Origin of the sequence: Pseudomonas tolaasii NCPPB 2192, assembly GCF_002813445.1 — a bacterium.
Classification (GTDB): Bacteria; Pseudomonadota; Gammaproteobacteria; order Pseudomonadales; family Pseudomonadaceae; genus Aquipseudomonas; species Aquipseudomonas tolaasii.
Genome location: NZ_PHHD01000001.1, coordinates 4,813,210 through 4,840,111, shown reverse-complemented (window position 1 = coordinate 4,840,111; position 26,902 = coordinate 4,813,210). Strand labels below are relative to the sequence as shown.

Sequence of the window (26,902 nt, the reverse complement as noted above, 5' to 3'; positions counted from 1 at the left end):
GTTGCTCAAGCGCCAATCTCCTCGTGCCGCTCATAACCGTCCGGCAAGCCGAAGGTCTTCATACCGCCGACGGCCTCGATGGCGTTGCGCACAAAGCGGTCGTCCACCAGATCCCTGGCGACGAAGGCCGGGTCGAGGTCGGCGAGGAATTTCTTGTCGCCCTCGATCAGGGTGTCCTTCAGGCGCCGCACCAGTTCCTCGGTATAACTGGGGAATGGATAGGGTTGGAAGTCAATGCGGTGCTCATCCCAGTTGGCGTGCTGAATCGCGCCGTCGGCCAGGTACGCGGCACGGTCACCGGCGGCGGGCGCCAGCACTTTGCTCAACACCGGCTCGGCGTGCGGCGTATAGCGGTTGGGGCCGTCCTTGGACAGCAGTTTCACGGCCTCTTCGCGGTTGTCACGGGTCCACACCTGGGCCTTGACGATGGCGTTCACCACTTTTTGCGACCATTCCGGGCGGTTGGCGAGGTCGTGCTCGTGCATGAACACCACGCAGCACGCGTGGTTGCGCCACACGTCGCCGGTAAAGCGTTGCACGCGACCCACCTTGAGGTTTTCCGCCAGGGCATTGAAGGGCTCGGCGACGATATAACCGTCGATGCGCTTGCTCGCCAGGGCTGGCGGCATATCCGACGGCGGCAGCACGATCAGGTTGACTTCGTTGGCCGCAATGGCGCTGCCTGCAGCCCGCGCGACCGGCGTCAGGCCGTTGTCGCGGAACAGTTGCTGCACCACCACGTTGTGGATCGAATACCAGAACGGAATCGCCACCGACTTGCCGCCCAGCTGCTTCACGTCGGTAATACCCGGCGCCACCGTCAGGCCCGAACCGCCCACATGATTCCAGGCTACAACCTTGGCCGGAACCTTGCTGCCATAGCGTGCCCACACGGTCATCGGCGACAGCAGGTGAATCACATTGACCTGCCCCGAGATAAACGCCTCGATCACTTGCGCCCAACTGCGCAACAGCACCGGGCGCTCGGCCTTGATGCCTTCGGCCTCGAACAGCCCATTGTTGTGCGCCACCAGCAGTGGCGTGGCGTCGGTGATCGGCAGGTAGCCGATGCGCACCGGGGCGTCCGGTTCACTGGCGGCACGGGCTTGCAGGCTGCTCAACAGAGGTAAGGCGCCGGCGGCGCTGAGCACCGCCGAGAGTTTGAGAAAATCACGGCGCGAGTGGGTCATGTCATCCAGACACATGGCTTGGCTCCAGCAATTCAAGGGGGTTGGGTTGAGGGCGGCTCGCCTGCCGTAAGGTTTTCAGAATGTCGATACGCAAGGCGCCGATGGCCTCCACCTGTTCTTCGCGCGGTTGCGGCAGGTCGATGTGCCATTCGCCGAGCGTGCGCGCCGGGCGATTGCCCAGTAGCACAATGCGGTCGGACAACAGCAACGCTTCATCGATATCGTGGGTGATCAGCACGGCAGCCGAACCAATCTCGCGGTTGACCTTGAGCAACAGGTGCTGCATGTCGGCGCGGGTCACTTCATCCAGCGCGCCAAAGGGCTCATCCAGCAATAGCACTTGCGGTTGACGCGCCAGGCAACGGGCCAACGCCGTGCGCTGGGCCATGCCGCCCGAGAGCTGTGCCGGAAATTGTTGCCGCGCGTGTTCCAGGCCGACAGCAGCAATGGCGTGATCCACACGGCGTCGTCGTTCTTCCTGGCTCAGATGCGGCTGACGGGCGAAATCCAGGCCGAAAGCGACGTTCTTTTCAAGGCTCAGCCAGGGCAACAGGCTCGGGTCCTGAAACGCCACCGCCACCCGTGGATGCGGGCCATTCAACGCTTCACCGAGCACTTGCACGCTTCCGCCTTGAGGTGCCTGCAAACCGGCCAACACACGCAACAGGCTGGACTTGCCGACGCCACTGGGGCCGAGAATCGACACCACCTCGCCGGGCTGCAGGTTCAGGTCAAACCCTTGCAGCACCGGGCCACTGGCATACCCCAGGCAAATCTCCCGGGCAATGAGCACCGCCTGGCTCATAAGTTGGCCTGGCGATGCAGCTCGGTGCGCAGTTGCACCAGGCTTGGCGTTACGATCGGCACGAACGCCGACTCGCGCCAGCGCCGCGCAAAGCCGCTGCCGTGGGCAGTGAGGTACGCCTTGCCGCCACTGGCTTGCAGCTCAAGTTGCACAGCACTGGCCGCGGTTTCCGCCAGGGCAATGCGCAGTTTGAACAACGGCACCGGCTCGGACGCGAAACGCCCGGCCAACAGGCCTTTTTTCAGCTCGGTGACCAAGTGGTCCAGAGTCACGCGCAGCGCTTCGAGCTCTTCACGCAGCACGGTCCGGCTGGCGCCCAAATGGTTGGCCACCTCGGCCAGCGAACGCCGCGCCAACCCTATCGACATACCGCATTGCAACCCGAGGAACGCCGGGCGCACGGCCGGCAGAAACTTGCGCGCATCCTCATGCAGCAACCAGTCGCGGCTCAGCTCTACGCCTTCGAGGCCGAGCGCCGCCGTATTGCTCGATTGCAACCCCAACAGTTCAAGGTCACGCGAGCGCTGTAAACCCGCCACCGAGTCCGGGATCGCCAGGATAAACGGCGCACCGCCCGCGGCATGCTCGATGGCGGCCGCTGCGACAAAGCCATTCTTGCGCAGGTTGGTCACCCAATGCAGGCGGCCGTTGAGGATCCAGCCGTCGTGCGTCGGTTCGGCGCTGATTTGCAGCGTCTCGATGCCCGACAGGTATTTCATCGCATTCGACAGCCCGGTCGCCCCGGCCAGCTTGCCGCTGAGCAAATCCGGCATCAATTGCTCGCGCAGGCGCTCATTCGGGCTTTGCAGCAAATATTCGATAAACGAGCGCTGGCCCCAGCATACAAAAGCCGCCGCCAGGGAATGGCTGGCGACATTGGCGATGGCTTCGACCGCGCCGGCTACATCGCCGCCCAGCCCGCCGAGGGATTTCGGCACCCCGATGCGCAATACGTTGGCTTCTGCCAGCCGTGGCAGCACTTCCTGTGGATCGCAACTGCCCACGTCCAGGGCCTGCGCTTGAACATCGAGCCAACGGCTCAAGATTGGGTCAAGCATTGATGTTTCTCCTTTTTACAGCAGGTAGGCCAATGCCCGTTCAGCTTGCCGGTTTTTCCCAACGGTATTGCGCCAGTTCCGGGTTCAACGGCGTACGGGCAAACACGTTAGCGAAGTTGCACAGGGTTGCCAGGCTCACGCCCAAAATAACTTCCAATGCGTGGCCGTCGGTGTAACCGGCGGCGCGGAAGGCCTCGAAACCTGCATCGCTGACGTCTCCACGGGTGGCGATCACTTCGCGCGTGAAGGCGGCGAGTGTCTCATAGCGCGCGTTCGGCAATTCACCTCGCTGGCGCAGCGCGTCGATCACGTCTTCCGGCAGCTTGGCCTTGTTGCGCGCCACGGCGGTGTGGCCGGCCACGCAGAAATCGCAACCGTGGGTGGTGGCGGCAATCAGTTGCACCACTTCGCGGTCGGCCAGGCTCAGGTCGGATTTGCCGTTGAGACCGGAAACGGTGATGTAGGTTTCCAGCGCAGCCGGCGCATTCGCCAGCACGGCGAGCAGGTTGGGAATGAAACCCGAGGCTTTCAGCGCGTTTTCCAGGAAGGGTTTGGCGGCTTGCGGCGCTGTTTCAGGGGTGAGCAACGGTACACGGGACATGGAGTGGTCTCCTGATGGGTTCGTGCATCCAGTCTGTTGGTTATAAAAAAACGCCTCAATAGGCTAAAGTAGCGATTACTTGCTCTTGAGTCTTTCCATTAGATGAATTCGTCCAGTTCACTTGTCGATTGGTTATTAGACAGCCTCGAACTCAACACCAGCCTGTTCCATGTGGGCCGCTACTGCGGCGACTGGCATGCGAGCACACACGGTTTGGCCAGTGCGAGTTTTCACCTGGTGGTGCAGGGCGAATGCTGGCTGCATATCGACGGCGAATCGACCCCGCATCACTTGAACAATGGTGACGCGGTGTTTCTGTTGCGTGACCTGGCCTATCGACTGTCCGGCGAAGCCACGGCCGCAGGTGCCCAGGAATGCCCGCGTCGCCCGATGCTGCCGCTGGACACCCAGGCGAGCGACGGCGTGGGCCTGGTTTGCGGTTTCTTCCATTTCCAGTCCGGCCTGTCGGCGATGATCGTCGACACCCTGCCCGCCTGGATCATCCTGCGGGCCGGCGACCCGTCGCTGACCGCCGCGCGCAACCTCTTCGAACTGATCCTGCAGGAGTGTGAACGCACCCCGGCACCTTCTTCTGCCTTGCTCGAACGTCTTTGCCACCTGTTGTTTCTGTATGTGTTGCGCCAACAAGTGCTCGACAACGCAGACCTCGGTGGCCTGGCCGCCCTGGGCCGGCAGCCAGCGTTCGCCAGCCTGCTCGAACAACTGATCGCCCGCCCGGAAGAACCCTGGACACTGGAAAGCATGGCGGCCTGCACCGGGCTGTCGCGTTCGGCGTTTTTCAAGCGTTTCAATGAACTGTGTGGCCAATCCCCGGGCCAAGTGCTGCTGATGATGCGTATCCGCCATGCCTGCCGACTGTTCAAGGACGACCAAACCGTGGCCGAGGTAGCGCTGGCGGTGGGCTACCAATCGGTGGCGGCGTTTACTCGCGCATTTCACAAGGTAACCGGGCAACAGCCGGGCGCTTATCGTCGTGCGCAAACCTGACATTTTCTTGGACGATAGTACCTAAAGCTCTCTCTGCCTGCGCCGATAGCCCTACGAAGCTCCAAAAAAGCCGCGTTCATAATAAACGCTTCGTAAGGACGACCCCATGCCCCCACTGCGCTCCATCCAAGCCCGCTATACCCTGTTCCTGGTGCTGTTCGTCCTGGTTTTACTGGTGCTGACCGTCGTCGGTATCGGCCAACTGGTCGCGCCCACCTTGCGCCACACCGAAGAGCAGGTGGTGCTCAACCGCGTCGCCGAGGTGGCCGAACAGATCAAGGGCGAACTGAACAAGGTTCAGGCCCAGCAACGCAGCATCACCCAAACCATTCCTTTGCTCGACAGCGATGCCATCGACAAGGTCCTGCCGGGCCTGGTGGACCAGTACGGCGAGCTGAAAGTGTTCGGCGGGGGCATCTGGCCGCTGCCAGGCCAGCGCACGCCGGGGCGCAACAAGCACAGCACGTTCTGGCACCGCGACGCCTCGGGCAAGCTGGCCGTCAACACCTTCTGGAACAGCGACGCCGCCCCCAATTACTACGACCAGAGCTGGTACAAGGGCGGCCTCGCCTCGCCGCGCGGCCAATGTGCCTGGGCCGCAGCGTACAAAGACGATGCCAGCCAGGAACCGCGCACCAACTGCGCCATGGCGATTGCGCGTGACGGCGCCGCCTACGGCGTGGCCACCATCGACGTGACCCTGGGTTTCTTCAACGACCTGGTGGCAGGCAAGGAAAAAGACATCGGCGGCCAGATGCTGATCGTCGAAGGCGACGGCAAGATCATCAGCAACAGCTCGCGGATCAACGGCCCGGTGGTGTTGAAAAACATCAGCGAACTGGCCGGCTCCTCGGCGTTTGCCGCCCAGGTCAGCCAGGCCCTGGCCCATCGTGACCAGGGCTTGCAGCGCAGCGAATTCGACAACGGCGGCGTGGCCAGCACCTTTTACCTGCGCCCCATTGAAGGCACACCGTGGTTTCTCGCCACCGCCCTGCCCACCTCGCTGATCACCGCGCAGCGCGATGATGTGCTGGGCACCCTGGCCCTGTTGCAAATTCCGATGGTGTTGTTGCTGGTGTTGCTGGCGGCCTATGCGATTCGCCAACTGGTGCAGCGCATGAAGTCCCTTAAAACCAACATCGACGCCCTGTCTGCCGGCGACGCCGACCTGACGCGGCGCATCACCATCCGCGCCGAAGACGAACTGGGCGCCATCGGGCATTCGGTGAACCGCTTTATCGTCTACCTGCAAAACATGATCGGCGAAGTCACCCAGGCCACCGGCGCCATGTCTTCGGGCCTTGCGCAGCTGCAGCAAACTTCGGCGCACACCAACCAGATTCTGGTACGGCATGCCTCGGAGACCGATCAAACCGTCACCGCCATCACCGAAATGAGCTCCACCGCCGACACCGTCGCGCAAAACGCTGCCGAAACTGCCGCCTTTACCCAGCGCGCCAACGAGCACGCCGATCGCTCCCGCGTGGTGGTGGGTGAAGCATCCACCAGTGTCAGCAACTTGATCGGCGAGGTGTCCAGCGCCACTCATACCGTGGAAAACATGCGCCAGGACGCCGCGCGCATCACTGAAACCTTGGGCGTGATCGGCGCCATTGCCGGCCAGACCAACCTGCTGGCGCTCAATGCCGCCATCGAAGCCGCCCGCGCCGGCGAGCAAGGCCGTGGGTTTGCTGTGGTGGCGGACGAGGTACGTGCGCTGGCCGCCCGCACCCAGGCCAGCACCTCGCAAATCAACGAGATGCTCGCGCGCCTGACCAGCGGCGTGAGTTCATCGGTCGCCGCCATGGAAAACACCCAGGCCAGCTGCCAATCGGCGGCAGACGCCACAGCCCGTGTGAATACGGGTTTGGACGAAATGGCCGGCTCCGTCAGCCATATCAACAACCTCAGCACCCAGATTGCCACGGCGGCCGAGCAGCAAAGCGCGGTCACCGAGGAGATCAACCGCAGCATGGTGCAGATCCGGCATATGGTCGAAGAACTGGTGGAAAGCGGCCACGCCACCGAAACCAACACCCGCAGCCTGCTGGACGCCAATGGCCGGGTCATCGCGCTGATGAGCCGCTTCAAGGTGCAGTGATAAATTAGTGAAACACTCCCGTGCAATGCGCGGGAGTGGGACTATTCTGACAGTTCCCAGGACGATATCTCGCCACACAGGAGGTGTGTCATGCACGCTGTCGAGCACCCAGTCCGCTTGGAACGGATCAGCCAGGAACGGTTTATCGAAGCCCCCATCGAGGCGGTCTACGACTACGTGACCCAGCCCGACCGCTGGCATGAATGGCACCCCACCTCCCTCAGCGCCGACACCGGCACCACCGGCTCATTGCCGGCCGGTACCCGGTTTACCGAAATCATCGACCTGCTCGGCGTGCGCGTGCCCATGAGTTACCGCGTCCAGGTGGCCAAGCCGCCGCGCGAATTCAAGACCGTGTTCACCTCCCTGGCCGTGGACGGCTCGATCCATTACTTCCTGCAACCGCACCGCGGCGGCACGCTGTTCAAACGTGTGCTGACCTACGAAACCGAACTGCAACTGGCGAGCTTGCATGAACGTATGGTCGAGCTATCCGCCATCGCCCTGGACCAGCTCAAGCACCGCCTGGAAACCACCCCCTTCGTATAATCTTGAAACATTCCTGACGCACCTCTGCCCCTGTGGAAGCTGGCTTGCCAGCAGTGAGGCCGTCATGATCGCGGCCTCTTTCGATTCGCGAGCCCCTTCCTATGAAGACCCCATTGCGACTGGCCCTGCTCACCGCCCTCTTCACCACCACGCTGGCCCAGGCAGCCGACTTGATTCCCATCGACGTGCACCGCGATGCCAACTGCGGCTGCTGCAAAAAGTGGATCAGCCATTTGGAAAGCAACGGCTTCAAGGTCAACGACCAAGTGGAAGCCGACATGAGCGCGGTCAAACAGCGCCTCGGCGTCGCGCCACGCCTGAGTTCGTGTCACACCGCCGTGATCGACGGCAAGTTTGTCGAAGGCCATGTGCCCGCCGAACAAGTCATGGCCTTGCGCAAGCGTGACGATCTGTCGGGCATTGCTGCGCCGGGCATGCCGCTGGGCTCGCCGGGCATGGAAGTCGAGGGCCGCCGTGATGCCTATCAGGTGATTGGCCTGACGCATGAAGGTCAAGACGTCGTGGTGGCCGACTACCCGGCGCACTGAATCCATGCTGGCGGGTTACCTCGGGTTGTTCGTCGCGGCATTTGGCGCCGCGACATTGCTGCCATTGCAGTCGGAAGCAGTGCTGGTGGGTCTGTTGCTCAGCGGGCACTACAGCCTGTGGCTGCTGCTGGGCGTGGCTACCCTGGGAAATGTGCTCGGTTCCGTGGTGAATTGGTGGCTGGGACGCTGGGTTGACCACTTCAAGGACCGGCGCTGGTTTCCGGTCAGCACCAGACAACTCGACAAGGCACGCAGGCATTACGAGCGCTGGGGGCACTGGACGTTATTGCTCAGTTGGGTGCCGATCATCGGCGACCCGTTGACGCTGGTCGCAGGCATCATGGGTGAACCGCTGTGGCGCTTTTTACTGCTGGTTACGTTCGCCAAAGCCGTACGTTACGGCGTGCTGGCGGCATTGACCCTGCGGTGGGTGTTAATCCCCACTTAATCCCCTCGCAACAGCATCCGGGCATCCCTTCAGGAGCCCACTTATGCCTCTACTCCGCGCTTTTTGCGCCGCGGGCCTGCTGGCCGCCAGCGCCGCGCCTGTGTTTGCCGCCACCTATGGCCCCGAACTGCAAGGCTTCAAATACCCTTACCCCGTCGAACACTTCAACTTCCAGTCCCAGGGCAAATCCCTGCAAATGGGTTACATGGACGTGCCGGCCAACGGCACACCCAATGGGCGCAGCGTGGTGTTGATGCACGGCAAGAACTTCTGCGGCGCTACGTGGGAGGACTCGATCAAAGTCCTCAGCGACGCCGGTTACCGGGTCATCGCGCCGGACCAGATCGGTTTCTGCACCTCCAGCAAGCCCGACCACTATCAATACAGCTTCCAGCAACTGGCGCTCAATACCCATCAATTGCTGGAAAAGCTCGGCATTCAAAAGGCCACGTTCGTCGGCCATTCCACCGGCGGCATGCTCGCGACCCGTTACGGGCTGATGTACCCCGCGCAAACCGAGCAACTGGCGTTGGTCAACCCCATCGGCCTGGAGGACTGGAAGGCGCTCGGCGTGCCTTATCGCAGCGTTGACCAATGGTACGAACGCGAGCTGAAGCTCAGCGCCGAGAGCATTCGCGAATACGAGCGCAAAACCTATTACGCCGGGCGCTGGGCGCCTGAACACGAGCGTTGGGTCGATATGCTCGCCGGCCTGAATAATGGCCCGGGGCATACCCAGGTCGCATGGAACTCGGCCCTGATTTACGACATGATCTTCACCCAGCCGGTGTACTACGAGTTCAAGGACTTGCAGATGCCCACCCTGCTGTTGATCGGCACGGCCGACACCACTGCCATCGGCAGCGATATCGCGCCGCCGGCGGTGAAAGCCAAAATTGGCCATTACGACGTGCTGGGCAAGCAAGTGGCCAAGCTGATTCCCCACGCCACACTGGTGGAATTTCCAGGCCTTGGGCATGCGCCCCAAATGGAAGAACCGGCCCGGTTTGATCAAGCGCTGTTGCAGGGGCTGAACGCCCTTTAATCCCACTTTTTGCGAGGCATGCGTGAATGTCGGTACAGATTGCAGTCATTGATGATTGGCAGGATGTGGCCAGCGGCGTAGTGGACTGGTCGGTCCTCGAAACTATTGGCAAGGTGCATTTTCTCCACGATTACCCGGCGGATACCGCCACGATGGTCGAGCGATTGCAGGGGTTCGACGTTATTTGCGTGATGCGCGAGCGCTCGACCTTCGACAAGGCCCTGCTGCAAGCCTTGCCAAATTTGAAACTGCTGGTGACCGGCGGCATGCGCAATGCCGCCGTCGACATTGCCGCCGCCAAGGCCCTGGGCATTCAAGTGTGCGGCACCGACAGCTACAAACAGGCCGCCCCGGAGCTGACCTGGGCACTGATCATGGCGTCGACCCGCAACTTGCTGGCCGAGGCCAACTCCCTGCGCGCAGGCGATTGGCAGGTGGGCTTGGGCGGCGATCTGTATGGCAAAACCCTCGGCATCCTGGGGCTGGGCAGCATCGGCCAAAAGGTCGCGCAGTTTGCGCAGGTGTTCGGCATGCGCGTGATCGCCTGGAGTGAAAACCTTACGCCGGAGCGCGCCGCCGAATCCGGGGTGACCTGGGTCAGCAAGAAAGAACTGTTTACGCAGGCGGACATCCTCACCGTGCATTTGGTGCTCAGTGACCGCAGCCGTGGGTTGGTGGACGCCGAGGCATTGAGCTGGATGAAGCCGACCTCACGGCTGGTGAACACGGCGCGCGGGCCGATCGTGGATGAGCAGGCGCTGGTGGCGGCGCTGTCTGCCGGGCGCCTCGCCGGCGCAGCACTGGATGTATTTGCCGAGGAGCCGCTGCCTGTCGATCACCCGTTCCGCCACTTGCCCAATGTGCTGGCGACCCCGCATGTGGGCTATGTGAGCGAGCAGAATTACCGACAGTTCTATCAACAGATGATCGAAGACATTCAAGCCTGGGCGAACAACGCACCCATTCGGGTGCTCGGCTAACGCACCAACGCAGGGCAAGCCGCACTATTGAGGTGAACACCCCCGCCCGTGTGGCGAGCAGGCTTGCCCTGCGTTGGGGTGCGAAGCAGCCCCAGAACCGACACGGGTGCACCGGGCGCCGATTTGGGAGCGCTTCGCACTCCAACGCAGGACAAGCCTGCTTGCCACAAGGCCACCGCCATCGCGCAGCGCGTGCGCTAATAACCAGGCTGATTATTGTTACAAGTATTTTGTCCTACAAAATATCCCTGGAAACCCTACAGGCTCTGGGATCTGTCCTAGACTCATGACCGATGGGTCCGTTCCAAAACAAAAACCCCGCAAAAAATCGAAACTTTCCAACTCTGCCGTAGGTCCAGTTTCAGGTAGGGCGTGCACGCGTCGTTGACGCCAAAATGCCGTCCATCCAATCTTTTTCCGCTTTGCGTGCAACTGGCATACGCCTTGCCAGATTGTGATAGCGCTTGTGCGTCTGGCCGCAGGATGTGGCCAATCGGAGCCGATGGCAGCGGGCCATTAGCCGACCAACAGATGGGAGTGAATTATGATCAGTGCCGCTGTAGATACTCAGGGAGAGCGTTTTAGTCAGCCGGCAGGGGGACCGACGTCGTTGGCCGACCTGCCCAATACTGTGCGGCCGATCGTGAGTCAGAACCCCAATCGTAAAAAGGTGCTGTTCGTCACTTCCGAATTCGCCGACCTGGTGAAAACCGGTGGCCTGGGCGATGTTTCCGCCGCCCTGCCCCGCGCCATGGCCCATTTGCATGATGTGCGTGTGCTGATCCCCGGCTACCCGCAGGTGATGGAAAGCGACAACCCGATCCACATCATCGGCGAGCTGGGTGGCCACGCCGCGCTGCCGCCGTGCAAAATCGGGCGTATGGACCTCAAGGACGGCCTGGTCATCTATGTGTTGATCTGCCCCGAGCTCTACGAGCGCGAAGGCACACCCTACGGCGCCAATAACGGCCGCGACTGGCCGGATAACCACATCCGCTTCGCCCGACTGGGCCTTGCCGCCGCCGACATGGCCGCCAACCTCGCCCAGATTCACTGGTGCCCGGACCTGGTGCACGCCCACGACTGGCCCGCCGGCCTGGCTCCGGCGTACATGCACTGGCGTGGTTCGCGCACGCCCACCCTGTTTACTATCCACAACCTGGCTTATCAGGGGGTGGTCAGCCTGGCTTCTACACCGGAGCTGGGCATTCCGCCCCATGCCCTGCAACAGGAAGGCATGGAGTTCTACGGCAAGATGTCGTTCCTCAAGGCCGGCATGGCGTATTCCAGCCATATCACCACCGTGAGCGCCACGTACGCCCAGGAAATCACCACCCCGGAATTCGGCTGCGGCCTCGACGGCTTCCTCGCCAGCAAGACACAACAAGGCCTGCTCAGTGGCATCCCCAACGGCATTGATGAAAGCTGGGAAACCTCCACCGACACGCACCTGACTCACAACTTCAACATTGGCGACTGGGAAGGCAAGGCCATTAATGCCGACCATGTACGCGAACTGTTTGGCCTGCACCCCTCTACCGGCCCGTTGTTCGCCGTGGTTTCGCGACTGGTTTATCAAAAAGGCCTGGACCTGACCGAGGCTGTGGCCGGCTTTATCGTTGAAAACGGTGGCCAGATTGCGATTATCGGGCGCGGCGAACCCGAGGAAGAACAGGCCATGCGAGAGCTGGCATTGCGTTTTCCCGGCCAGGTCAGCGTGCGCATTGGCTTCAATGAGGCGGATGCACGCCGCATGTTTGCCGGCAGTGACTTCCTGTTGATGCCGTCCCGCTATGAACCTTGTGGTTTGAGCCAGATGTACGCCCAGCGCTTCGGCTCGTTGCCGGTGGCGCGCAATACCGGCGGCCTGGCCGACACCATTGAAAACGGCGTCACCGGGTTCCTTTTCAACGAGTCCACCGTGGAAAGCTACGAAGAAGCCCTGAGCCGTGCCTTCCGGGTGTTCGCCAACCCAGGCTTGCTCAATGCCATGCGCAGCCGCGCCATGACCCAGCCGTTCAACTGGTGCCAGGCAGTGGAACCCTACGCCGAACTGTACGAACAACTGGTGGCCAAGGCCTTGGGGAAATCCGCTAAATAATCAAGGGAGGGCTTCATAGATGCCGTCACGGACTCTGGAAACCTGGCCCCACGGCGCAATCATGCCGGACGCGCAACACACCCGGTTCGCGTTGTGGGCGCCTGATGCGTTTTATGTCAGCGTTGAATTGGAAGACGGCAAATCCATCGCCATGCTGCCCCAGGCAGAAGGCTGGTTCGAAGTAGAGATCAAGTGCACGGCGGGCACGCGTTACCGCTACAACATCGACGGCGAACTGGACGTGCCCGACCCGGCGTCCAGGGCCCAGTCCCCGGATATTCAGGGCTGGAGCCTGGTCGTCGACCCGCTCGCCTATCAATGGCGGCACAGCAACTGGCAGGGCCGCCCGTGGCACGAGGCGGTCATTTATGAAGTGCATGTGGGCTCGCTCGGCGGCTACGGGGCGGTGCAAGCCCAACTGCCGCGTCTGGCCGAACTGGGCGTCACCGCCATTGAACTGATGCCGTTGGCGCAGTTTCCCGGCGAACGCAATTGGGGCTACGACGGGGTTTTGCCCTATGCGCCCCAGGCGTCCTATGGCACCCCCGAACAGCTCAAGCAATTGATCGACAGCGCCCACGAGCACGGCCTGGCGGTGATTCTGGACGTGGTCTACAACCACTTCGGCCCGGATGGCAATTACCTCGGTCATTACGCCAAAAGCTTCTTTCGCGAAGACGTGCACACGCCTTGGGGCGCCGGCATTGATTTCGATCGTCGCGAAGTGCGGGATTTCTTCCTCGATAATGCACTGATGTGGCTGCTCGAGTACCGCTTTGACGGCCTGCGCCTGGACGCCGTCCACGCCATCGACAACCCGGCGTTTCTCAAGGAACTGGCGCGACGGGTGCGCGAGCAAGCCGACATTGGCCGGCATGTGTGGCTGGTGCTGGAGAATGAATTCAACCAGGCCAACCTGCTGGAGCATGATTTCGACGCGCAATGGAACGACGACGGCCACAACGCCTTGCACGTATTGCTGACCGGCGAAACCGACGCCTATTACAGTGATTTCGCCAAAGACACCACGGCCAAGCTGGCGCGCTGCCTGGGCGAAGGTTTTATCTATCAGGGCGACACCACCCGCCACGGCCACACACGCGGCGAGCCCAGCGGGCATTTGCCGCCAAGTGCGTTCGTGTTGTTTCTGCAAAACCATGACCAGATCGGTAACCGCGCCTTTGGCGAGCGCCTGCACCAACTCTGCCCGCCCCAGGCGTTGAAAGCCGCCACCACACTGCTGTTGCTGTCACCGATGATTCCCCTGATGTTCATGGGCGATGAAGTCAATGCGCCCGAGCCCTTTCTGTTTTTCACCGATCACCATGGCGAACTCGCCCAGGCCGTGCGCGAAGGCCGGCGCAACGAGTTTGCCGACTTTGCCGCGTTTCAGGACCCCGAGCGGCGCGAACGCATTCCTGACCCCAATGCACTGCCGACGTTTCTGCAATCGGCGCCCACCTTCACCGAAAACGCGCATGCCCAGCTTTATCGCAAGCTGTTGAGCCTGCGCCACCGCCACATCGTGCCGCATCTACCGGGCAGCGTGGCACTGGGCGCGCAAGTGCTGGCCGACGGCGCCGTCAGCGCGCGCTGGCGCCTGGGCAATGGCAGCGTGCTGCAAATCGACCTGAACCTGAGCGACACGCCGCTGGATCATCCCGCACCGCTCCACCTGCTATTCGAGACGCCCGCCAGTGACGAGGCGCACCTGGCGCCGTTCAGCGCGCGCGTCGCCCTATTCCCTGTTGGAGAGCACCCTTGAGCGAAGCGAACCTGGAAATTCTCGCCAGCCGTGCGGGCCTGGCCGTCGATTGGATCGACGCAAACGGCCGCCCGCAACACGTGAAACCCGACGCCCTGCGCGCCGTTCTCAAAGGCCTGGGCCACCCGGCCGACACCGACGCCAAGATCGACGCCAGCCTGCTGGAACTGGAGCAGGTGCAACAAGACAAGCACCTGCCGCCCTTGATGACCATCGACAGCGGCGATGGCCTGGACCTTGCCCGCTACTTCGAGCCCGACACGCCGTGCCTAGTCAGCCTGGAAAACGGTGAAACCCTGGAGTTGCGCCTCGATGGCGATGGCGTGCTGCCCGGCGTGATTGCCCTTGGCTACCACCAGGTGCACATCGCCGCGCAGATCTTTACCCTCGCCGTGGCGCCGACTCACTGCTACAGCGTGGCCGAAGCGGTGGACAGCCGCCCTGCCCGCGCCTGGGGCTTGAGCGCGCAACTCTATGCCTTGCGCCGCCTGGGCGACGGCGGTTTTGGTGACACCCTGGCACTGGAACATCTGGCGCGCTCCGCTGCCGAGCGCGGCGCCGACGCCCTGGCCATCAGCCCGATGCACGCGATGTTCAGCGCCGACCCCGAGCGCTACAGCCCTTATTCGCCTTCCAGCCGCCTGTTCCTCAACAGCCTGTATGCCTCGCCGGCGTGCATTCTGGGCGAGCGTGAAGTACGCGGTGCCATCGAAGCGGCCGGTCTGGAAGATGAGTTGCACGCCCTGGAGCAACTGAACCTGATCGACTGGCCCGCCGCCGCCAAGGCCAAGCAACGCCTGCTGCGCGCCCTCTATGCAGACTTCCGCCACGGCGGGCACCCGCAACACGCCGATTTCCAGAGCTTCCGCCAGGCCGGGGGCGAAGCCCTGGAAAACCACTGCCGGTTCGAAGCCGTGCAAACCGTGCGCGCGGCCGCAGGTGACGACCTCGACTGGCGCCATTGGCCCGAAGAGTGGCGCAACCCGCAGAGCCCGGCACTCGCGCAATTCGCCGACGAACACCGTGAAGAGATCGGCTTTTTCGCCTTCAGCCAATGGCTGATCGCCCGTAGCCTGGAACGCGCGCAACAAGCGGCGCGCGGCAGCGGCATGGGCGTCGGCCTGATCGCCGACCTGGCCGTGGGCGCCGACGGCGGCGGCAGTCAGGCCTGGAGCCGTCAGGATGAACTGCTCGCTGACCTCACGGTGGGCGCCCCGCCTGACATTCTCAACCGCGCCGGACAGGGCTGGGGCATTTCCGCATTTTCGCCCGAAGGCCTCAAACGCAATGGCTTTCGGGCCTTTATCGAAATGCTGCGCGCCAACTTCGCCCACGCCGGCGGTTTACGTATTGACCATGTGATGGGCCTGCAACGCCTGTGGGTCATCCCCATGGGGGCTTCGCCGCGTGAAGGCGCCTATTTGTATTACCCGGTGGATGACCTGTTGCGCCTGCTGGCGCTGGAATCCCATCGCCATCAGGCCATCGTGCTGGGCGAAGACCTCGGAACAGTGCCGGATGGCCTGCGTGAAAAGCTGATCGCACGGTCCATTCTGGGTATGCGCGTGCTGCTGTTCGAGCAAAACCACGATGGCCAGTTCAAGCCTATCCTCGACTGGCCGGACAACGCCCTGGCGACCACCAGCACCCATGACCTGCCCACGCTCAATGGCTGGTGGCACAGCCGTGATATCGAGTGGAATATTCAGCTCGGCCTGATCGATGCGCCGACCGTAGAGCAATGGAGCGAGCATCGCCTGCGTGAACGCCAGGCGCTGCGCCAGGCGTTAAGCCAGGACCCGCAGAACTTTGTCGACGAGATCCGCAACGACACCGATCACATGATCGACGCCAGTGTGCGCTACCTCGGCCACACCCGCGCGCCACTGGTGCTGTTGCCGCTGGAAGACGCGCTGGGCGTGGAAGAACAGGCCAACCTGCCCGGCACCCTCGACACACACCCGAACTGGCGCCGCCGTTTCCCCGGTGAGGCGGCCAGCCTGCTCGACCATGAAAGCGCCGCGCGCCGCCTCGAACTATTGGCGGTTGCGCGCAACCAGGCCCACGAGCGTGACCGATGAAAACCCCAGCCTTACGCGCCACGCAACGCCTGCAATTTCATAAAGGTTTCACCCTGGATGACGCGGTGCCGTTGGTGCCGTATTTCGCAAAACTCGGCATCAGTCATATTTACGCTTCGCCCCTGCTCAGCGCCCGCGCCGGCTCCATGCACGGCTACGACGTGGTGGACCCGACCACGGTAAACCCCGAGCTGGGCGGCGAACCCGCGTTACGGCGTTTGGTTGCCGCGCTGCGTGAGCACGAGATGGGGTTGATCCTCGACATTGTGTCCAACCACATGGCCGTCGGCGGCGGGGATAACCCGTGGTGGCTGGACCTGCTGGAATGGGGGCGTTTGAGCCCTTACAGCGAGTTTTTCGACATCCAATGGCATTCTCCCGACCCGTTGCTCAAGGGCCAGCTGTTGATGCCATTTCTGGGCAGCGACTACGGTGAAGCCCTGCAAACCGGCACGCTGCCTCTGAAATTCGACGCAGGCCAGGGCGCCTTTTATGTCGAGCATTACGAGCATCGCTTCCCCATCTGCCCACAGGATTACGCGACGATTCTCGGTTCCGGCGAGTTGCTCAAGCCCCTCGCGGACCGTTTCACCGCACTCGCTTATCAGGACGACGCCCATGCCGAGGCCACCTGGCTGAAACACGCGCTGGCCGAACGAGCCACCGAAGTGCTGCCGGCCATCGAGCAACGGCTTGCCGAGTTCGACGGGCGCCAACCCGAGGGTTTTAACCGCCTGCATCAGCTGCTGGAACAACAGGCTTACCGCCTCGCCAGTTGGCGCACCGCGGCAGACGATATCAACTGGCGGCGCTTCTTCGACGTCAACGAGCTCGGCGGGCTGCGGGTTGAACGCACGGCCGTCTTCGAGGCCACCCATGGCAAGATTTTCGAGCTGATCCGCGAAGGCCTGGTGGACGGCCTGCGCATCGACCATATCGACGGGCTGGCCGATCCGCGCGGGTACTGCCGCAAGCTGCGGCGTCGCGTGGATTCGCTGTCACCCGGGCGGCATTTGCCGATCTTCGTGGAAAAGATTCTTGGCGAAGGCGAAACCCTGCGTGAAGACTGGCAGGTGGACGGCACCACCGGCTACGAATTCATGAACCAGCTGTCGCTGCTGCAACACGACCCGGCGGGTTTTGAACCACTGGCCGAACTGTGGAGCCGTCACAGCCAACGCCCATCGGCGTTTATCGAAGAGGCGCGGCTGGCGCGCCAGCAAATCCTCAATGGCTCCCTTGGCGGTGATTTTGAAAGCGTGGCCCATGCCCTGCTGCAAGTGGCCCGCGACGACGTCATGACCCGCGACCTGACCCTGGGCGCCATCCGCCGCGCGTTGCAGGAACTGATCGTGCACTTTCCGGTATACCGCACCTACATCAGTGCCCGGGGCCGCAGCACTGAAGACGATGTGTTCTTCCAGCAAGCCATGGACGGCGCGCGCAGCACCCTGGGCGAAGGCGACTGGCCGGTGCTCGACCATCTGGAAAACTGGCTCGGCGGCCAGCCGTGGCGTCACCGCCCGGTGGGCCGGGAGCGCAAGATCCTCAAGCATGCCTGCGTGCGCTTTCAGCAGTTGACGTCGCCTGCCGCCGCCAAGGCCGTGGAAGACACCGCGTTCTATCGCTCGGCGGTGCTGTTGTCGCGCAATGACGTGGGCTTCAGCACCGAGCAGTTCAGTGCGCCTTTGGTCGAGTTTCATTCGGTCAATCACCAACGCTTGCAGTCTTTCCCGGACAACCTGCTGGCCACCGCCACCCACGATCACAAGCGTGGCGAAGACTCGCGAGCGCGCCTGGCTGTGCTGAGTGAATGCGCGCCGTGGTACGTCGAACAGGTCGAGCACTGGCGCACCCTGGCGGCGCCTTTGCGCAGCGATGCCGACAGCCCGTCGGCGGGCGATGAGTTGATCCTTTACCAGGTGCTGCTGGGCAGCTGGCCGCTGGATGGAAACCTTGAGGGTTATCAGCAACGCCTGTGGCAATGGCAACAGAAAGCCTTGCGCGAAGCCAAGTTGCAAAGCAGCTGGAGCGCGCCGAACGAGGCGTATGAGCAAGGCGTTGAAACGTTTCTGTCACGCTTGCTGCTCAGTGATGAAGGCCGCCCGCTGCGCACCGCAATCGGTGACGCTGCCCACGCCCTCGCACCCGCCGGCGCCTTGAACGGGCTGGCGCAAACCTTGCTTCGTCTTACCGTGCCGGGCGTGCCGGATCTGTACCAGGGCGCCGAGTTCTGGGACTTAAGCCTGGTGGACCCGGACAACCGCCGCCCGGTGGATTTCGACGCTCGGCAGCGGGCGCTGAACACGCCACCGGACGTCGGCGAGCTGCTGTCCAACTGGCGTGACGGGCGTATCAAGCAGGCGCTGATTGCGCAAGGTCTGGCCTTGCGCAAGGCCGAGCCCGAACTGTTCCGCAACGGCAGCTATACCCCGCTGGAAGTGACCGGCCAACACGCGGATAACGTGGTTGCCTTCCTGCGCGAGTATCAGGGAAAACGGCTGTTGGTGGTGGTGCCGCGTTGGTCTCACGCCCTGCTGGAAAACGGTGATGTGCCTCATATCCCTGCGCCGGTTTGGGGCGATACACGGGTTAAATTACCGTTCGCCGTCACAACGCAAAACTGGAAGGGACTTTTTCACACAGGCGCAGTCACACCAGACAAGGAGCTGCTGATCAGCACTGCCCTGGGGGATTTCCCGGTCAATGTCTTTATCAATCCTGACGATCAAGAAAGCTGAAATTTTCTCTGAGGAGCATTGTGATGAGTACTGAAGACAAACGTATTCGCGAGTTGGCGCATCAGATCTGGGAATCTGAAGGCAAGCCCCATGGGGAAGATGCACGCCACTGGGAAATGGCGCGCAAGCTGGCGGAAGCCGAAGCCCTGACGCCGAGCAAACCCAAGCCTGCGGCCAAGCCCAAAACCGCACCCAAGGCGGCACCAAAGCCCAAACCTGCGGCGGCCAAACCTGCCGCGCCGAAAAAGCCCAAGGCTCCCCCGAAGCCCGCAGGCTAACCGCCTACCCCTGTGAGAGCGGGCTTGCCCGCGATAGCGATGCTGCATGTGCCGACGCTATCGCGGGCAAGCCCGCTCCCACAAAGGATTGCACTCCGAACTGACTAATCAACTGGCACGCAGCCAGCAAGGCCGCGTTCGGCCTGAAAAAAGACCCCTTGCAGGAGCAACTCAAGCATGAGCAAACCCGATAAAAGCCAAGCGGCGCCGGACAAAGAGCCGTCGCGGATTCGTGAAGGTTTGCCCTTCCCCCTCGGCGCCACCTGGGACGGCCTGGGCGTGAATTTCGCGCTGTTTTCGGCCAACGCCACCAAAGTTGAACTGTGCCTGTTCGATGACGCCGGCGAAGTGGAACTGGAGCGTATCGAGCTGCCCGAATACACCGACGAAACCTTCCACGGCTACCTGCCCGATGCCCACCCCGGGCTGATTTACGGCTATCGCGTATATGGCCCGTATGACCCGGCCAACGGCCATCGCTTCAACCCCAACAAATTGCTGATCGACCCCTATGCCAAGCAACTGGTGGGCGAGCTTAAATGGTCCGAGGCGCTGTTTGGCTACACCATCGGCCACCCCGATGACGACCTCAGTTTCGATGAACGTGACAGCGCGCCGTTCGTGCCCAAATGCAAGGTGATCGACCCGGCCCACACCTGGGGCAATGACCAGCCGGTGCGCGTGCCGTGGGACCGCACCATCATCTACGAAACCCACTTGCGCGGCATCAGCATGCGCCACCCGTCGGTGGGTGAGTCGGTGCGCGGCACCTGTGCCGGGCTGATGGAAGACGACGTGCTCAAGCACATCCGCCAGCTGGGCGTTTCCTCGGTGGAATTGCTGCCGGTGCATGCCTTCGTCAACGATCAGCACCTGCTGCAAAAAGGCATGACCAACTATTGGGGCTACAACAGCATCGCGTTTTTCGCCCCCGACCCGCGCTACCTGGCCAGCGGGAAGATCGCCGAATTCAAGGAAATGGTCGCGCACCTGCATGAGCAGAAGCTCGAAGTGATTCTGGACGTGGTCTATAACCACACCGCCGAAGGCAACGAGCGCGGCCCGACGCTGTCCATGCGTGGCATCGACAACGCCTCGTATTACCGCCTGATGCCTGACGACAAGCGTTTCTACATCAACGATTCCGGCACCGGCAACACCCTGGACCTCAGCCACCCCTGCGTGCTGCAGATGGTCACCGACTCCCTGCGTTACTGGGCCACCGAGATGCACGTCGATGGCTTCCGTTTTGACCTGGCGACCATTCTCGGGCGCTACCGCGACGGTTTCGACGAGCGCCACAGTTTCCTTGTGGCCTGTCGCCAGGACCCGGTACTGCGCCAGCTGAAACTCATCGCCGAACCCTGGGATTGCGGCCCCGGCGGCTACCAGGTGGGCAACTTCCCGCCGGGCTGGGTGGAATGGAACGACCGTTTCCGCGACACCGTGCGCGCGTTCTGGAAAGGCGACGACGGCCAGTTGGCGGACTTTGCCGGGCGCATGACCGCTTCGGGCGAGATGTTCAACCACCGTGGCCGACGTCCTTACAGCTCGGTGAACTTCATCACCGCCCACGATGGTTTCACCCTGCACGACCTGGTGTCGTACAACGACAAGCACAACGAGGCCAATGACGAAAACAACCAGGACGGCAGCAACAACAACCTGTCCTGGAACCATGGCGTCGAAGGCCCCACCGACGACCCGGAAATCAACGCGCTGCGCCTGCGCCAGATGCGCAACTTCTTCGCCACGCTGCTGCTGGCCCAAGGCACACCGATGATTGTGGCGGGTGACGAATTCGCCCGTACCCAGCACGGCAACAACAACGCCTATTGCCAGGACAGTGAAATCGGCTGGGTCAACTGGGACCTGGACGACGACGGCAAGGCACTGCTCAAGTTTGTCAAACGCCTGATCAAGCTGCGCCTGGCGTATCCGATCCTGCGCCGTGGGCGGTTTCTGGTCGGCGACTACAACGAAGACATTGGCGTCAAGGATGTCACCTGGCTGGCGCCGGATGGCAACGAGATGAACACCGAACAGTGGCAGGACAGCCATGGCCGTTGCCTGGGCATGCTGATGGATGGCCGCGCCCAGGAAACCGGCATTCGCCGCGCCGGTGCCGACGCCACCTTGTTGCTGGTGGTCAATGCCCATCACGACATGGTCAATTTCCGCTTGCCTCCCGTACCCGAAGGCGAATTCTGGACCTGCATGCTCGACACCAATGCGCCGGCGGTGCGTGGCCAGGAACGCTTTGAGTTCGACCACGAGTACGCCGTGACCGGCCGTTCACTGTTGCTGTTTGAACTGCAGCGCGACGACGAGGTGTGACATGGCCCTGCATGGATTCCTTCGTGGCAACCGGGGTTACGCGGACACGCAAGCGCTGGGAAATGCCCTGAAGGCTCTTCAGGAAGAAGGTCTGGACCAACTGCCGTTGCCTGGCGGCGGCCAGACACTGGAGCGGTTCAGCCGCCTGGCGCAGGTGGCCGGGCACGATCTGCGCCTGTGCAAACTGTTTGAAGGCCACACCGATGCGCTGGCGATTCTTGCCGAGTTGCATAGCCCGCTGCCGCCTGAGGGCAGCACGTGGGGCATGTGGGCCGCCGAGCCGCCCACCGCCAAAGTACGGGTACGCCACGACGGCCAGTGGTTGATCGTCGAAGGGCGTAAAGCCTGGTGTTCCGGGGCGGCGGTGGTGAGCCATGGTTTGCTGACGGCCTGGGACGAAGAAGACCGTCAGCAATTGGTCGCGGTGGACATGCACCAGCCCGGCGTGCGCGTGACCGACGAAGGCTGGAATGCCGTGGGCATGGCGGCCACCGGCAGTGTTGAAGTGGTGTTCGAGGCAGCTCGTGGCATTGCGGTGGGCGGACCCGGCGATTACCTGGCCCGCCCTGGTTTCTGGCAAGGCGGTATCGGCATCGCCGCGTGCTGGTACGGCGGGGCACAACGCCTGGCCGAGGCGTTGCGCGAATACTGCAGCAAACGCCCCGAGCCCCATGCCTTGGCGCACCTGGGCGCGGTCGACAGTGTGCTCAACAGCGCCGCCTGTGTACTGCGCGACAGTGCCGAACAGGTCGACCGCACCCCTCGGGCAGACGCACGCCAGCTCGCCCAACAAGCCCGGGCCTGCATCGAAGATACCGTCGAGCAGGTCATTCATCATGTCGGCCGCGCGCTCGGCGCGGGGCCGTACTGCAAGGACCCGCACTTCGCGCAGCTGATGGCGGACTTGCCGGTGTATGTGCGGCAAAGCCATGCCGAACGCGACCTGGCGGCCCTTGGTGAACAGGTCGCGAGTGAACCCGCAGGGAGGTGGCAGCTATGAAACCCAACCCGATTGTCGGCCAAGGCACGCCGCTGCATCAGTGGCAGGCCTCGTCCCATATGGCCGAACTGCTTGAGATAAGCGTCGAGCAACTGGTGCCCGAAGGGCATCGCGCGGTGATCATCGCGCCGCACCCGGATGACGAAGTGCTCGGCTGTGGCGGATTGCTGCAAGGTTTGGCGCAACTCGGTCGGCCGATTCAATTGATTTCGGTCACCGATGGCAGCGCCAGCCATCCAGGCTCGCAGCGCTGGCCGGTGGAGCGCTTGAGCGTGGTGCGCCCGCAGGAATCGGCCCAGGCCCTGCATCGCCTGGGCGTGCCGCTGCACAGTTTGAAATGGCTGCGGGCAGGCTTTGCCGACAGCCAGGTCGCCGCCAGGGAAAACCAGCTGAGCGCGTTTATTCAGCGCCATCTCAAGCCCACCGACGTGGTGTTCAGCACCTGGCGGGAAGACGGCCACTGTGACCATGAGGCCGTTGGGCGTGCCAGTGCGCGTGCAGCCGCGGCCGTGGGCGCTGCGTTGTTTGAGCTGCCGGTGTGGACCTGGCACTGGGCAACCCCGGAAGACAGCCAGGTGCCGTGGCATCGCGCGCGCAAGATCCTGCTGACTCCCGAGGCGGTGGCGCGCAAACGTCACGCCATCCACGCCTTTGCCAGCCAGTTGGAAGGCGACCCGCACATTGGCCTCCCCCCGGTGCTGGCGCCGTACGTGGTGGAGCGTTTGCTGCAACCCTTTGAAGTGGTGTTTGTATGAGCGTTGCGACGCCTTATTTTGATCAACTGTTCGCCGGCAATGACGACCCGTGGGCGTTCCGCCAGCGCTGGTATGAACGGCGCAAGCGCGCACTGACCCTCGCCGTGCTGACGCGCCCGCGTTACGCCTCCATCTTCGAACCGGGCTGCGCCAACGGCGAGCTGAGCGCCGAATTGGCACCCCGTTGTGATCGGCTGCTGTGCTGCGACACCGCCAGCGCTGCCGTTGCCCTGGCCAACGCCCGATTGCAGGGCTTTCCTCATGCCCAGGTGCTGCAAAGTCGTTTACCGGAGGACTGGCCCGCCGGCCCGTTCGACCTGATCGTGCTCAGTGAATTGTGCTACTACCTCGACGCCCAGGACCTCAATGCCTTGATTGACCGCGCCCTCGCCTCCTTGACCGATGACGGGCAAGTGCTCGCCTGCCACTGGCGCCCAGCCATTGACGGCTGCCCACACACCGCCGACGAGGTACATGCCCTGCTGCAGCAACGCCTGGCCATGCCCTGTGTTGCCAGGCATCACGACACCGATTTCCTGCTCGACCTGTGGAGCCGCGACGGCACCTCGGTCGCCACCCACGAGGGCCTGCGATGATTGGCATTCTGATTCCGGTGCATAACGAAGAGGCCTTGCTGGGCGAGTGCCTGAAAGCGGCGATGGTCGCGGCCAGCCATCCCGGCTTGCTCGGCGAAGCGGTGCAGATCCTCGCGGTGCTCGATACGTGCAGCGACGACAGCGCGGAAATTGCGCAAGCCTACCCGGTGCAGGTGTTGCACGTTCAGGCACGCAATGTCGGGCACGTGCGCGGTGTGGGCGCGCGGCATTTACTGAATCAGGGCGCACGCTGGATTTCCTGCACCGACGCCGACAGCCGGGTTGCCCCCGACTGGCTGGTGGCGCAATTGGCGCTGGGTGTCGATGCAGTGTGTGGCACCGTCACGGTCGACGCCTGGAGTGAAGGCTTCGACCCGGCAGCGCAAATCCGTTATCACCAGGCGTATCAGGCCTGCGACGGGCATCGCCATATCCATGGCGCCAACCTGGGCGTGAGTGCCGGCGCCTATGTACAGGCCGGCGGGTTTGAGCCGCTGGCCTGCCACGAAGATGTGCAACTGGTACGCAACCTTGAACGCTGCGGCGCATCGATTGCCTGGAGCCACGACCCGCAAGTGATCACCAGCGCCCGCCTGGATTGCCGTGCCGAAGGCGGGTTTGGCGATTATTTGAAGAGCCTGATGCAGGCAACCTGAAAAAACCCATGTTTCAACATGTAAGAACGCTGAAACCTTGTCTATGCTGAAGTCGCCTTGCTGGCACTCCAAGGGTTGGGGTGCCGCGCATCGCCGCAGCGGAGTCTGTGGCGGTTAAACGAGCGTCGTCCCGACAACGGGCCACGACCCGGCACCCATTGACAAGGATGTGACACCCCATGAAGCCTGCCTCCTTAAGCGAGGGCCGTCGCGGCCTCGCGCAAGTCTGGAACAGTGCGCCGCAGTTGGCGCAAATCCCCGCTATCACGCCCTCCTCGCTGGCGCCTTCGGGTTCGCGCGTGGTGGTGATTGCACCCCATCCGGGCGATGAAGTGCTCGCCTGTGGCGGTTTGTTGCAAATATTCAGCACCCTGCAACACCGCCTGCTGCTGATTTCGATCACCGATGGCAGCGCCAGCCACCCAGGCTCCAACGCCTGGCCGGCCAGCCGCCTGAGCGTGATCCGCCCCCAGGAAAGCGCCGAAGCCCTGCGCCGCCTGGGCATGCCCTTGCACAGCCTGAAATGGATTCGCGGTGGTTTTCGTGATGATGCGCTGGCGGCGAGCGAGCACACCATGAGCCAGTTCATCGCACGTTACCTGCAACCCGGGGACGTGGTGTTTACCACGTGGCGCAATGACGGCAACAACGACCATGACGCCGTGGGCCGTGCGAGTGCCAAGGCCTGCAGCCTGATCGGTGCACGACTCCATGAACTGCCGGTCTGGGCCTGGCATTGGCCGGCGCGCGAGGGTGGCGTGATCCCCTGGCAACGCGCGCGCAAAATACGTCTGGACACCTGGAGCGTGGCGCGCAAACTCCACGCCGTCCACGCCTACGCCAGCCAGTTGGTCGGTGACCCGGAAATCGGCCTGGCGCCGATGCTCGCCCAGGAACTGCTGGAACGCATGCGCGAGCCCTACGAGGTTGTATTGTCATAATTCCGAGCCAATGTATCGCAATGTGTACAGCGACCATTGCGATACACAGCGTTTAACCCACGCCATTCCTTGAAACACAGCCGATACACCGCAGCGGTCAACTGTGAGCCAGGCACACACCCAGCCCCCAGGAGACTCGCCATGCACCTTCCCTTTACCCGCCGCTCGACTTTTTTGGCCTTTGCATTGTTGCAATTCGGTGCCATTGGCGCCGCGCGCGCCGAGATGCCCGAGATCAATGTTCCCGCTATCGCCAGCCATGCTGCCTTCGGCGCGCTCAAGCATGTGAAAGCCGGACTGCTGGATGTGGCCTACGCAGAAACCGGCCCCGCCAACGGTGAGGTGGTTATTCTGCTGCACGGCTGGCCCTACGATATCGACAGCTACGCCAACGTCGCCCCGCTGCTGGCCGCCAAGGGCTATCGCGTGTTGATTCCTTACGCACGGGGCTATGGCGACACGCGTTTTCTGTCGGATAAAACCCTGCGCAACGGCGAACCCGCCGCGTTGGCGCAGGACGTGATCGATTTCATGGATGCGTTGCACATCAAGCAGGCGGTGCTGGGTGGCTACGACTGGGGCGCACGCTCGGCCGATATTGTGTCGGCGCTGTGGCCGGAACGCGTGAAGGCGTTGGTGTCGGTCAGCGGCTACCTGATCGGCAACCAGGCGGCGGGCAAAAACCCTCTGCCGCCCAAGGCCGAATTGCAGTGGTGGTACCAGTTCTACTTCGCAACGGAACGCGGCGCCGCCGGCTACCAGAAAAACACCCATGATTTCGCCAAACTGATCTGGCAAACCGCCTCACCGAAATGGGCGTTCGACGATGCCACGTTCGACCGCAGCGCCAAGGGCCTGAACAACCCGGATCATGTGGCGATCACCGTCTTCAACTACCGCTGGCGCCTGGGGCTGGTGCAGGGCGAAGCCCGTTATGACGCGCTGGAGCAAAAACTCGCCCAGTCGCCGTCCATCGGCGTGCCCACCATCACCCTCGAAGGCGATGCCAACGGCGCCCCGCACCCGCAGCCCGAGGACTATGCGAAGCGCTTCACCGGCAAATACGAATTCCGCTTGATCAACGGCGGCATTGGCCACAACCTGCCGCAGGAAGCGCCGGCGGCGTTCGCCCAAGCGGTGATTGACGCCGACCACCTGTAAAAGCAACTGACTGTGGAAGCAGTCAAGTGTGGGAGCTGGCTTGCCTGCGATGCAGGCGCCTCGGTGAGTCAGTCAGACCGAGGTGATGCCATCGCAGGCAAGCCAGCTCCCACAGGTTCAAGCCCGCACGCCGATAGTAATTTGCGACGCCTCAAGT

General features: G+C 62.7%; 22 protein-coding genes and 2 pseudogenes. 20 read left to right on the top strand and 4 right to left on the bottom strand.

What is annotated here, in order from left to right:
* Positions 1-5 precede the first annotated feature (5 nt).
* The 4 genes from ATI14_RS22180 to ATI14_RS22165 are packed head-to-tail and all read right to left on the bottom strand — an operon-like array spanning position 6 to position 3,654.
* Positions 6-1,205 (bottom strand): ABC transporter substrate-binding protein, encoded by a 1,200-nt coding sequence (locus tag ATI14_RS22180; RefSeq protein ID WP_016970465.1) that lies wholly within the window; start codon positions 1,203-1,205, stop codon positions 6-8.
* Positions 1,192-1,995 carry an ABC transporter ATP-binding protein gene (locus ATI14_RS22175; protein ID WP_016970464.1) on the bottom strand — a complete coding sequence of 268 codons (804 nt, stop codon included), beginning with the start codon at positions 1,993-1,995 and terminating at the stop codon, positions 1,192-1,194. The genes ATI14_RS22180 and ATI14_RS22175 overlap by 14 nt, the downstream gene beginning before the upstream one ends.
* The gene (locus ATI14_RS22170) at positions 1,992-3,053 is read right to left on the bottom strand and encodes an acyl-CoA dehydrogenase family protein (RefSeq protein ID WP_016970463.1); all 1,062 of its coding nucleotides are present in this window, start codon (positions 3,051-3,053) and stop codon (positions 1,992-1,994) included. Before ATI14_RS22170 ends, ATI14_RS22175 begins: the two co-directional genes overlap by 4 nt.
* Positions 3,054-3,093: 40 nt before the next feature.
* A complete protein-coding gene (locus ATI14_RS22165; protein ID WP_016970462.1) occupies positions 3,094-3,654 on the bottom strand; it encodes a carboxymuconolactone decarboxylase family protein in 561 nt (186 codons plus the stop codon).
* Positions 3,655-3,756: 102 nt separating this feature from the next.
* On the opposite strand from ATI14_RS22165, the gene ATI14_RS22160 reads away from it, so the two are divergent.
* The 20 genes and pseudogenes from ATI14_RS22160 (at position 3,757) to ATI14_RS22070 (ending at position 26,745) form a co-directional block, all read left to right on the top strand.
* Positions 3,757-4,662, top strand: coding sequence for an AraC family transcriptional regulator (locus ATI14_RS22160; protein WP_016970461.1), 906 nt, complete (start codon positions 3,757-3,759; stop codon positions 4,660-4,662).
* Between the two features lie 106 nt (positions 4,663-4,768).
* A pseudogene (locus tag ATI14_RS32025) lies at positions 4,769-5,902 on the top strand (HAMP domain-containing protein); the annotation flags it as partial.
* A 312-nt stretch (positions 5,903-6,214) separates the two neighbouring features.
* A pseudogene (locus tag ATI14_RS32110) lies at positions 6,215-6,763 on the top strand (methyl-accepting chemotaxis protein); the annotation flags it as partial.
* Positions 6,764-6,853: 90 nt separating this feature from the next.
* Positions 6,854-7,312, top strand: a complete 459-nt coding sequence (locus ATI14_RS22150; RefSeq protein WP_016970460.1) for an SRPBCC family protein — start codon at positions 6,854-6,856, stop codon at positions 7,310-7,312.
* 101 nt (positions 7,313-7,413) lie between these two features.
* Positions 7,414-7,860 carry a DUF411 domain-containing protein gene (locus tag ATI14_RS22145; RefSeq protein WP_016970459.1) on the top strand — a complete coding sequence of 149 codons (447 nt, stop codon included), beginning with the start codon at positions 7,414-7,416 and terminating at the stop codon, positions 7,858-7,860.
* A 4-nt stretch (positions 7,861-7,864) separates the two neighbouring features.
* Positions 7,865-8,308, top strand: a complete 444-nt coding sequence (locus tag ATI14_RS22140; RefSeq protein ID WP_016970458.1) for a YqaA family protein — start codon at positions 7,865-7,867, stop codon at positions 8,306-8,308.
* 43 nt (positions 8,309-8,351) lie between these two features.
* Entirely contained in the window at positions 8,352-9,353 is a 1,002-nt protein-coding gene (locus ATI14_RS22135) for an alpha/beta fold hydrolase (protein ID WP_016970457.1), read from the top strand.
* 26 nt (positions 9,354-9,379) lie between these two features.
* Positions 9,380-10,333: a D-2-hydroxyacid dehydrogenase family protein gene (locus ATI14_RS22130; protein WP_016970456.1), complete on the top strand. Its 954-nt coding sequence runs from the start codon at positions 9,380-9,382 to the stop codon at positions 10,331-10,333.
* Between the two features lie 544 nt (positions 10,334-10,877).
* Positions 10,878-12,434 (top strand): glycogen synthase GlgA, encoded by a 1,557-nt coding sequence (gene glgA / locus ATI14_RS22125; RefSeq protein WP_026083284.1) that lies wholly within the window; start codon positions 10,878-10,880, stop codon positions 12,432-12,434.
* A 19-nt stretch (positions 12,435-12,453) separates the two neighbouring features.
* Complete coding sequence (gene treZ, locus ATI14_RS22120; protein ID WP_016970454.1) at positions 12,454-14,199, top strand: malto-oligosyltrehalose trehalohydrolase; 1,746 nt, start codon at positions 12,454-12,456, stop codon at positions 14,197-14,199.
* Positions 14,196-16,280, top strand: a complete 2,085-nt coding sequence (gene malQ, locus ATI14_RS22115; RefSeq protein WP_016970453.1) for a 4-alpha-glucanotransferase — start codon at positions 14,196-14,198, stop codon at positions 16,278-16,280. Before treZ ends, malQ begins: the two co-directional genes overlap by 4 nt.
* Positions 16,277-19,021, top strand: coding sequence for a malto-oligosyltrehalose synthase (locus ATI14_RS22110; protein WP_016970452.1), 2,745 nt, complete (start codon positions 16,277-16,279; stop codon positions 19,019-19,021). Before malQ ends, ATI14_RS22110 begins: the two co-directional genes overlap by 4 nt.
* 23 nt (positions 19,022-19,044) lie before the next feature.
* Positions 19,045-19,299, top strand: coding sequence for a DUF2934 domain-containing protein (locus ATI14_RS22105; protein ID WP_016970451.1), 255 nt, complete (start codon positions 19,045-19,047; stop codon positions 19,297-19,299).
* A gap of 177 nt (positions 19,300-19,476) precedes the next feature.
* Positions 19,477-21,636: a glycogen debranching protein GlgX gene (gene glgX, locus ATI14_RS22100; RefSeq protein ID WP_080520565.1), complete on the top strand. Its 2,160-nt coding sequence runs from the start codon at positions 19,477-19,479 to the stop codon at positions 21,634-21,636.
* A 1-nt stretch (position 21,637) separates the two neighbouring features.
* Positions 21,638-22,636: an acyl-CoA dehydrogenase family protein gene (locus tag ATI14_RS22095; protein ID WP_031319867.1), complete on the top strand. Its 999-nt coding sequence runs from the start codon at positions 21,638-21,640 to the stop codon at positions 22,634-22,636.
* On the top strand, positions 22,633-23,391 hold the full coding sequence (locus tag ATI14_RS22090; RefSeq protein ID WP_080520564.1) for a PIG-L deacetylase family protein: 759 nt from the start codon (positions 22,633-22,635) through the stop codon (positions 23,389-23,391). Before ATI14_RS22095 ends, ATI14_RS22090 begins: the two co-directional genes overlap by 4 nt.
* On the top strand, positions 23,388-23,987 hold the full coding sequence (locus ATI14_RS22085) for an SAM-dependent methyltransferase (RefSeq protein ID WP_080520563.1): 600 nt from the start codon (positions 23,388-23,390) through the stop codon (positions 23,985-23,987). The genes ATI14_RS22090 and ATI14_RS22085 overlap by 4 nt, the downstream gene beginning before the upstream one ends.
* Positions 23,984-24,643, top strand: coding sequence for a glycosyltransferase family 2 protein (locus ATI14_RS22080; RefSeq protein ID WP_016971799.1), 660 nt, complete (start codon positions 23,984-23,986; stop codon positions 24,641-24,643). Before ATI14_RS22085 ends, ATI14_RS22080 begins: the two co-directional genes overlap by 4 nt.
* 179 nt (positions 24,644-24,822) lie before the next feature.
* Complete coding sequence (locus tag ATI14_RS22075) at positions 24,823-25,584, top strand: PIG-L deacetylase family protein (protein WP_016971800.1); 762 nt, start codon at positions 24,823-24,825, stop codon at positions 25,582-25,584.
* A 141-nt stretch (positions 25,585-25,725) separates the two neighbouring features.
* On the top strand, positions 25,726-26,745 hold the full coding sequence (locus tag ATI14_RS22070) for an alpha/beta fold hydrolase (RefSeq protein ID WP_016971801.1): 1,020 nt from the start codon (positions 25,726-25,728) through the stop codon (positions 26,743-26,745).
* Positions 26,746-26,902 lie beyond the last annotated feature (157 nt).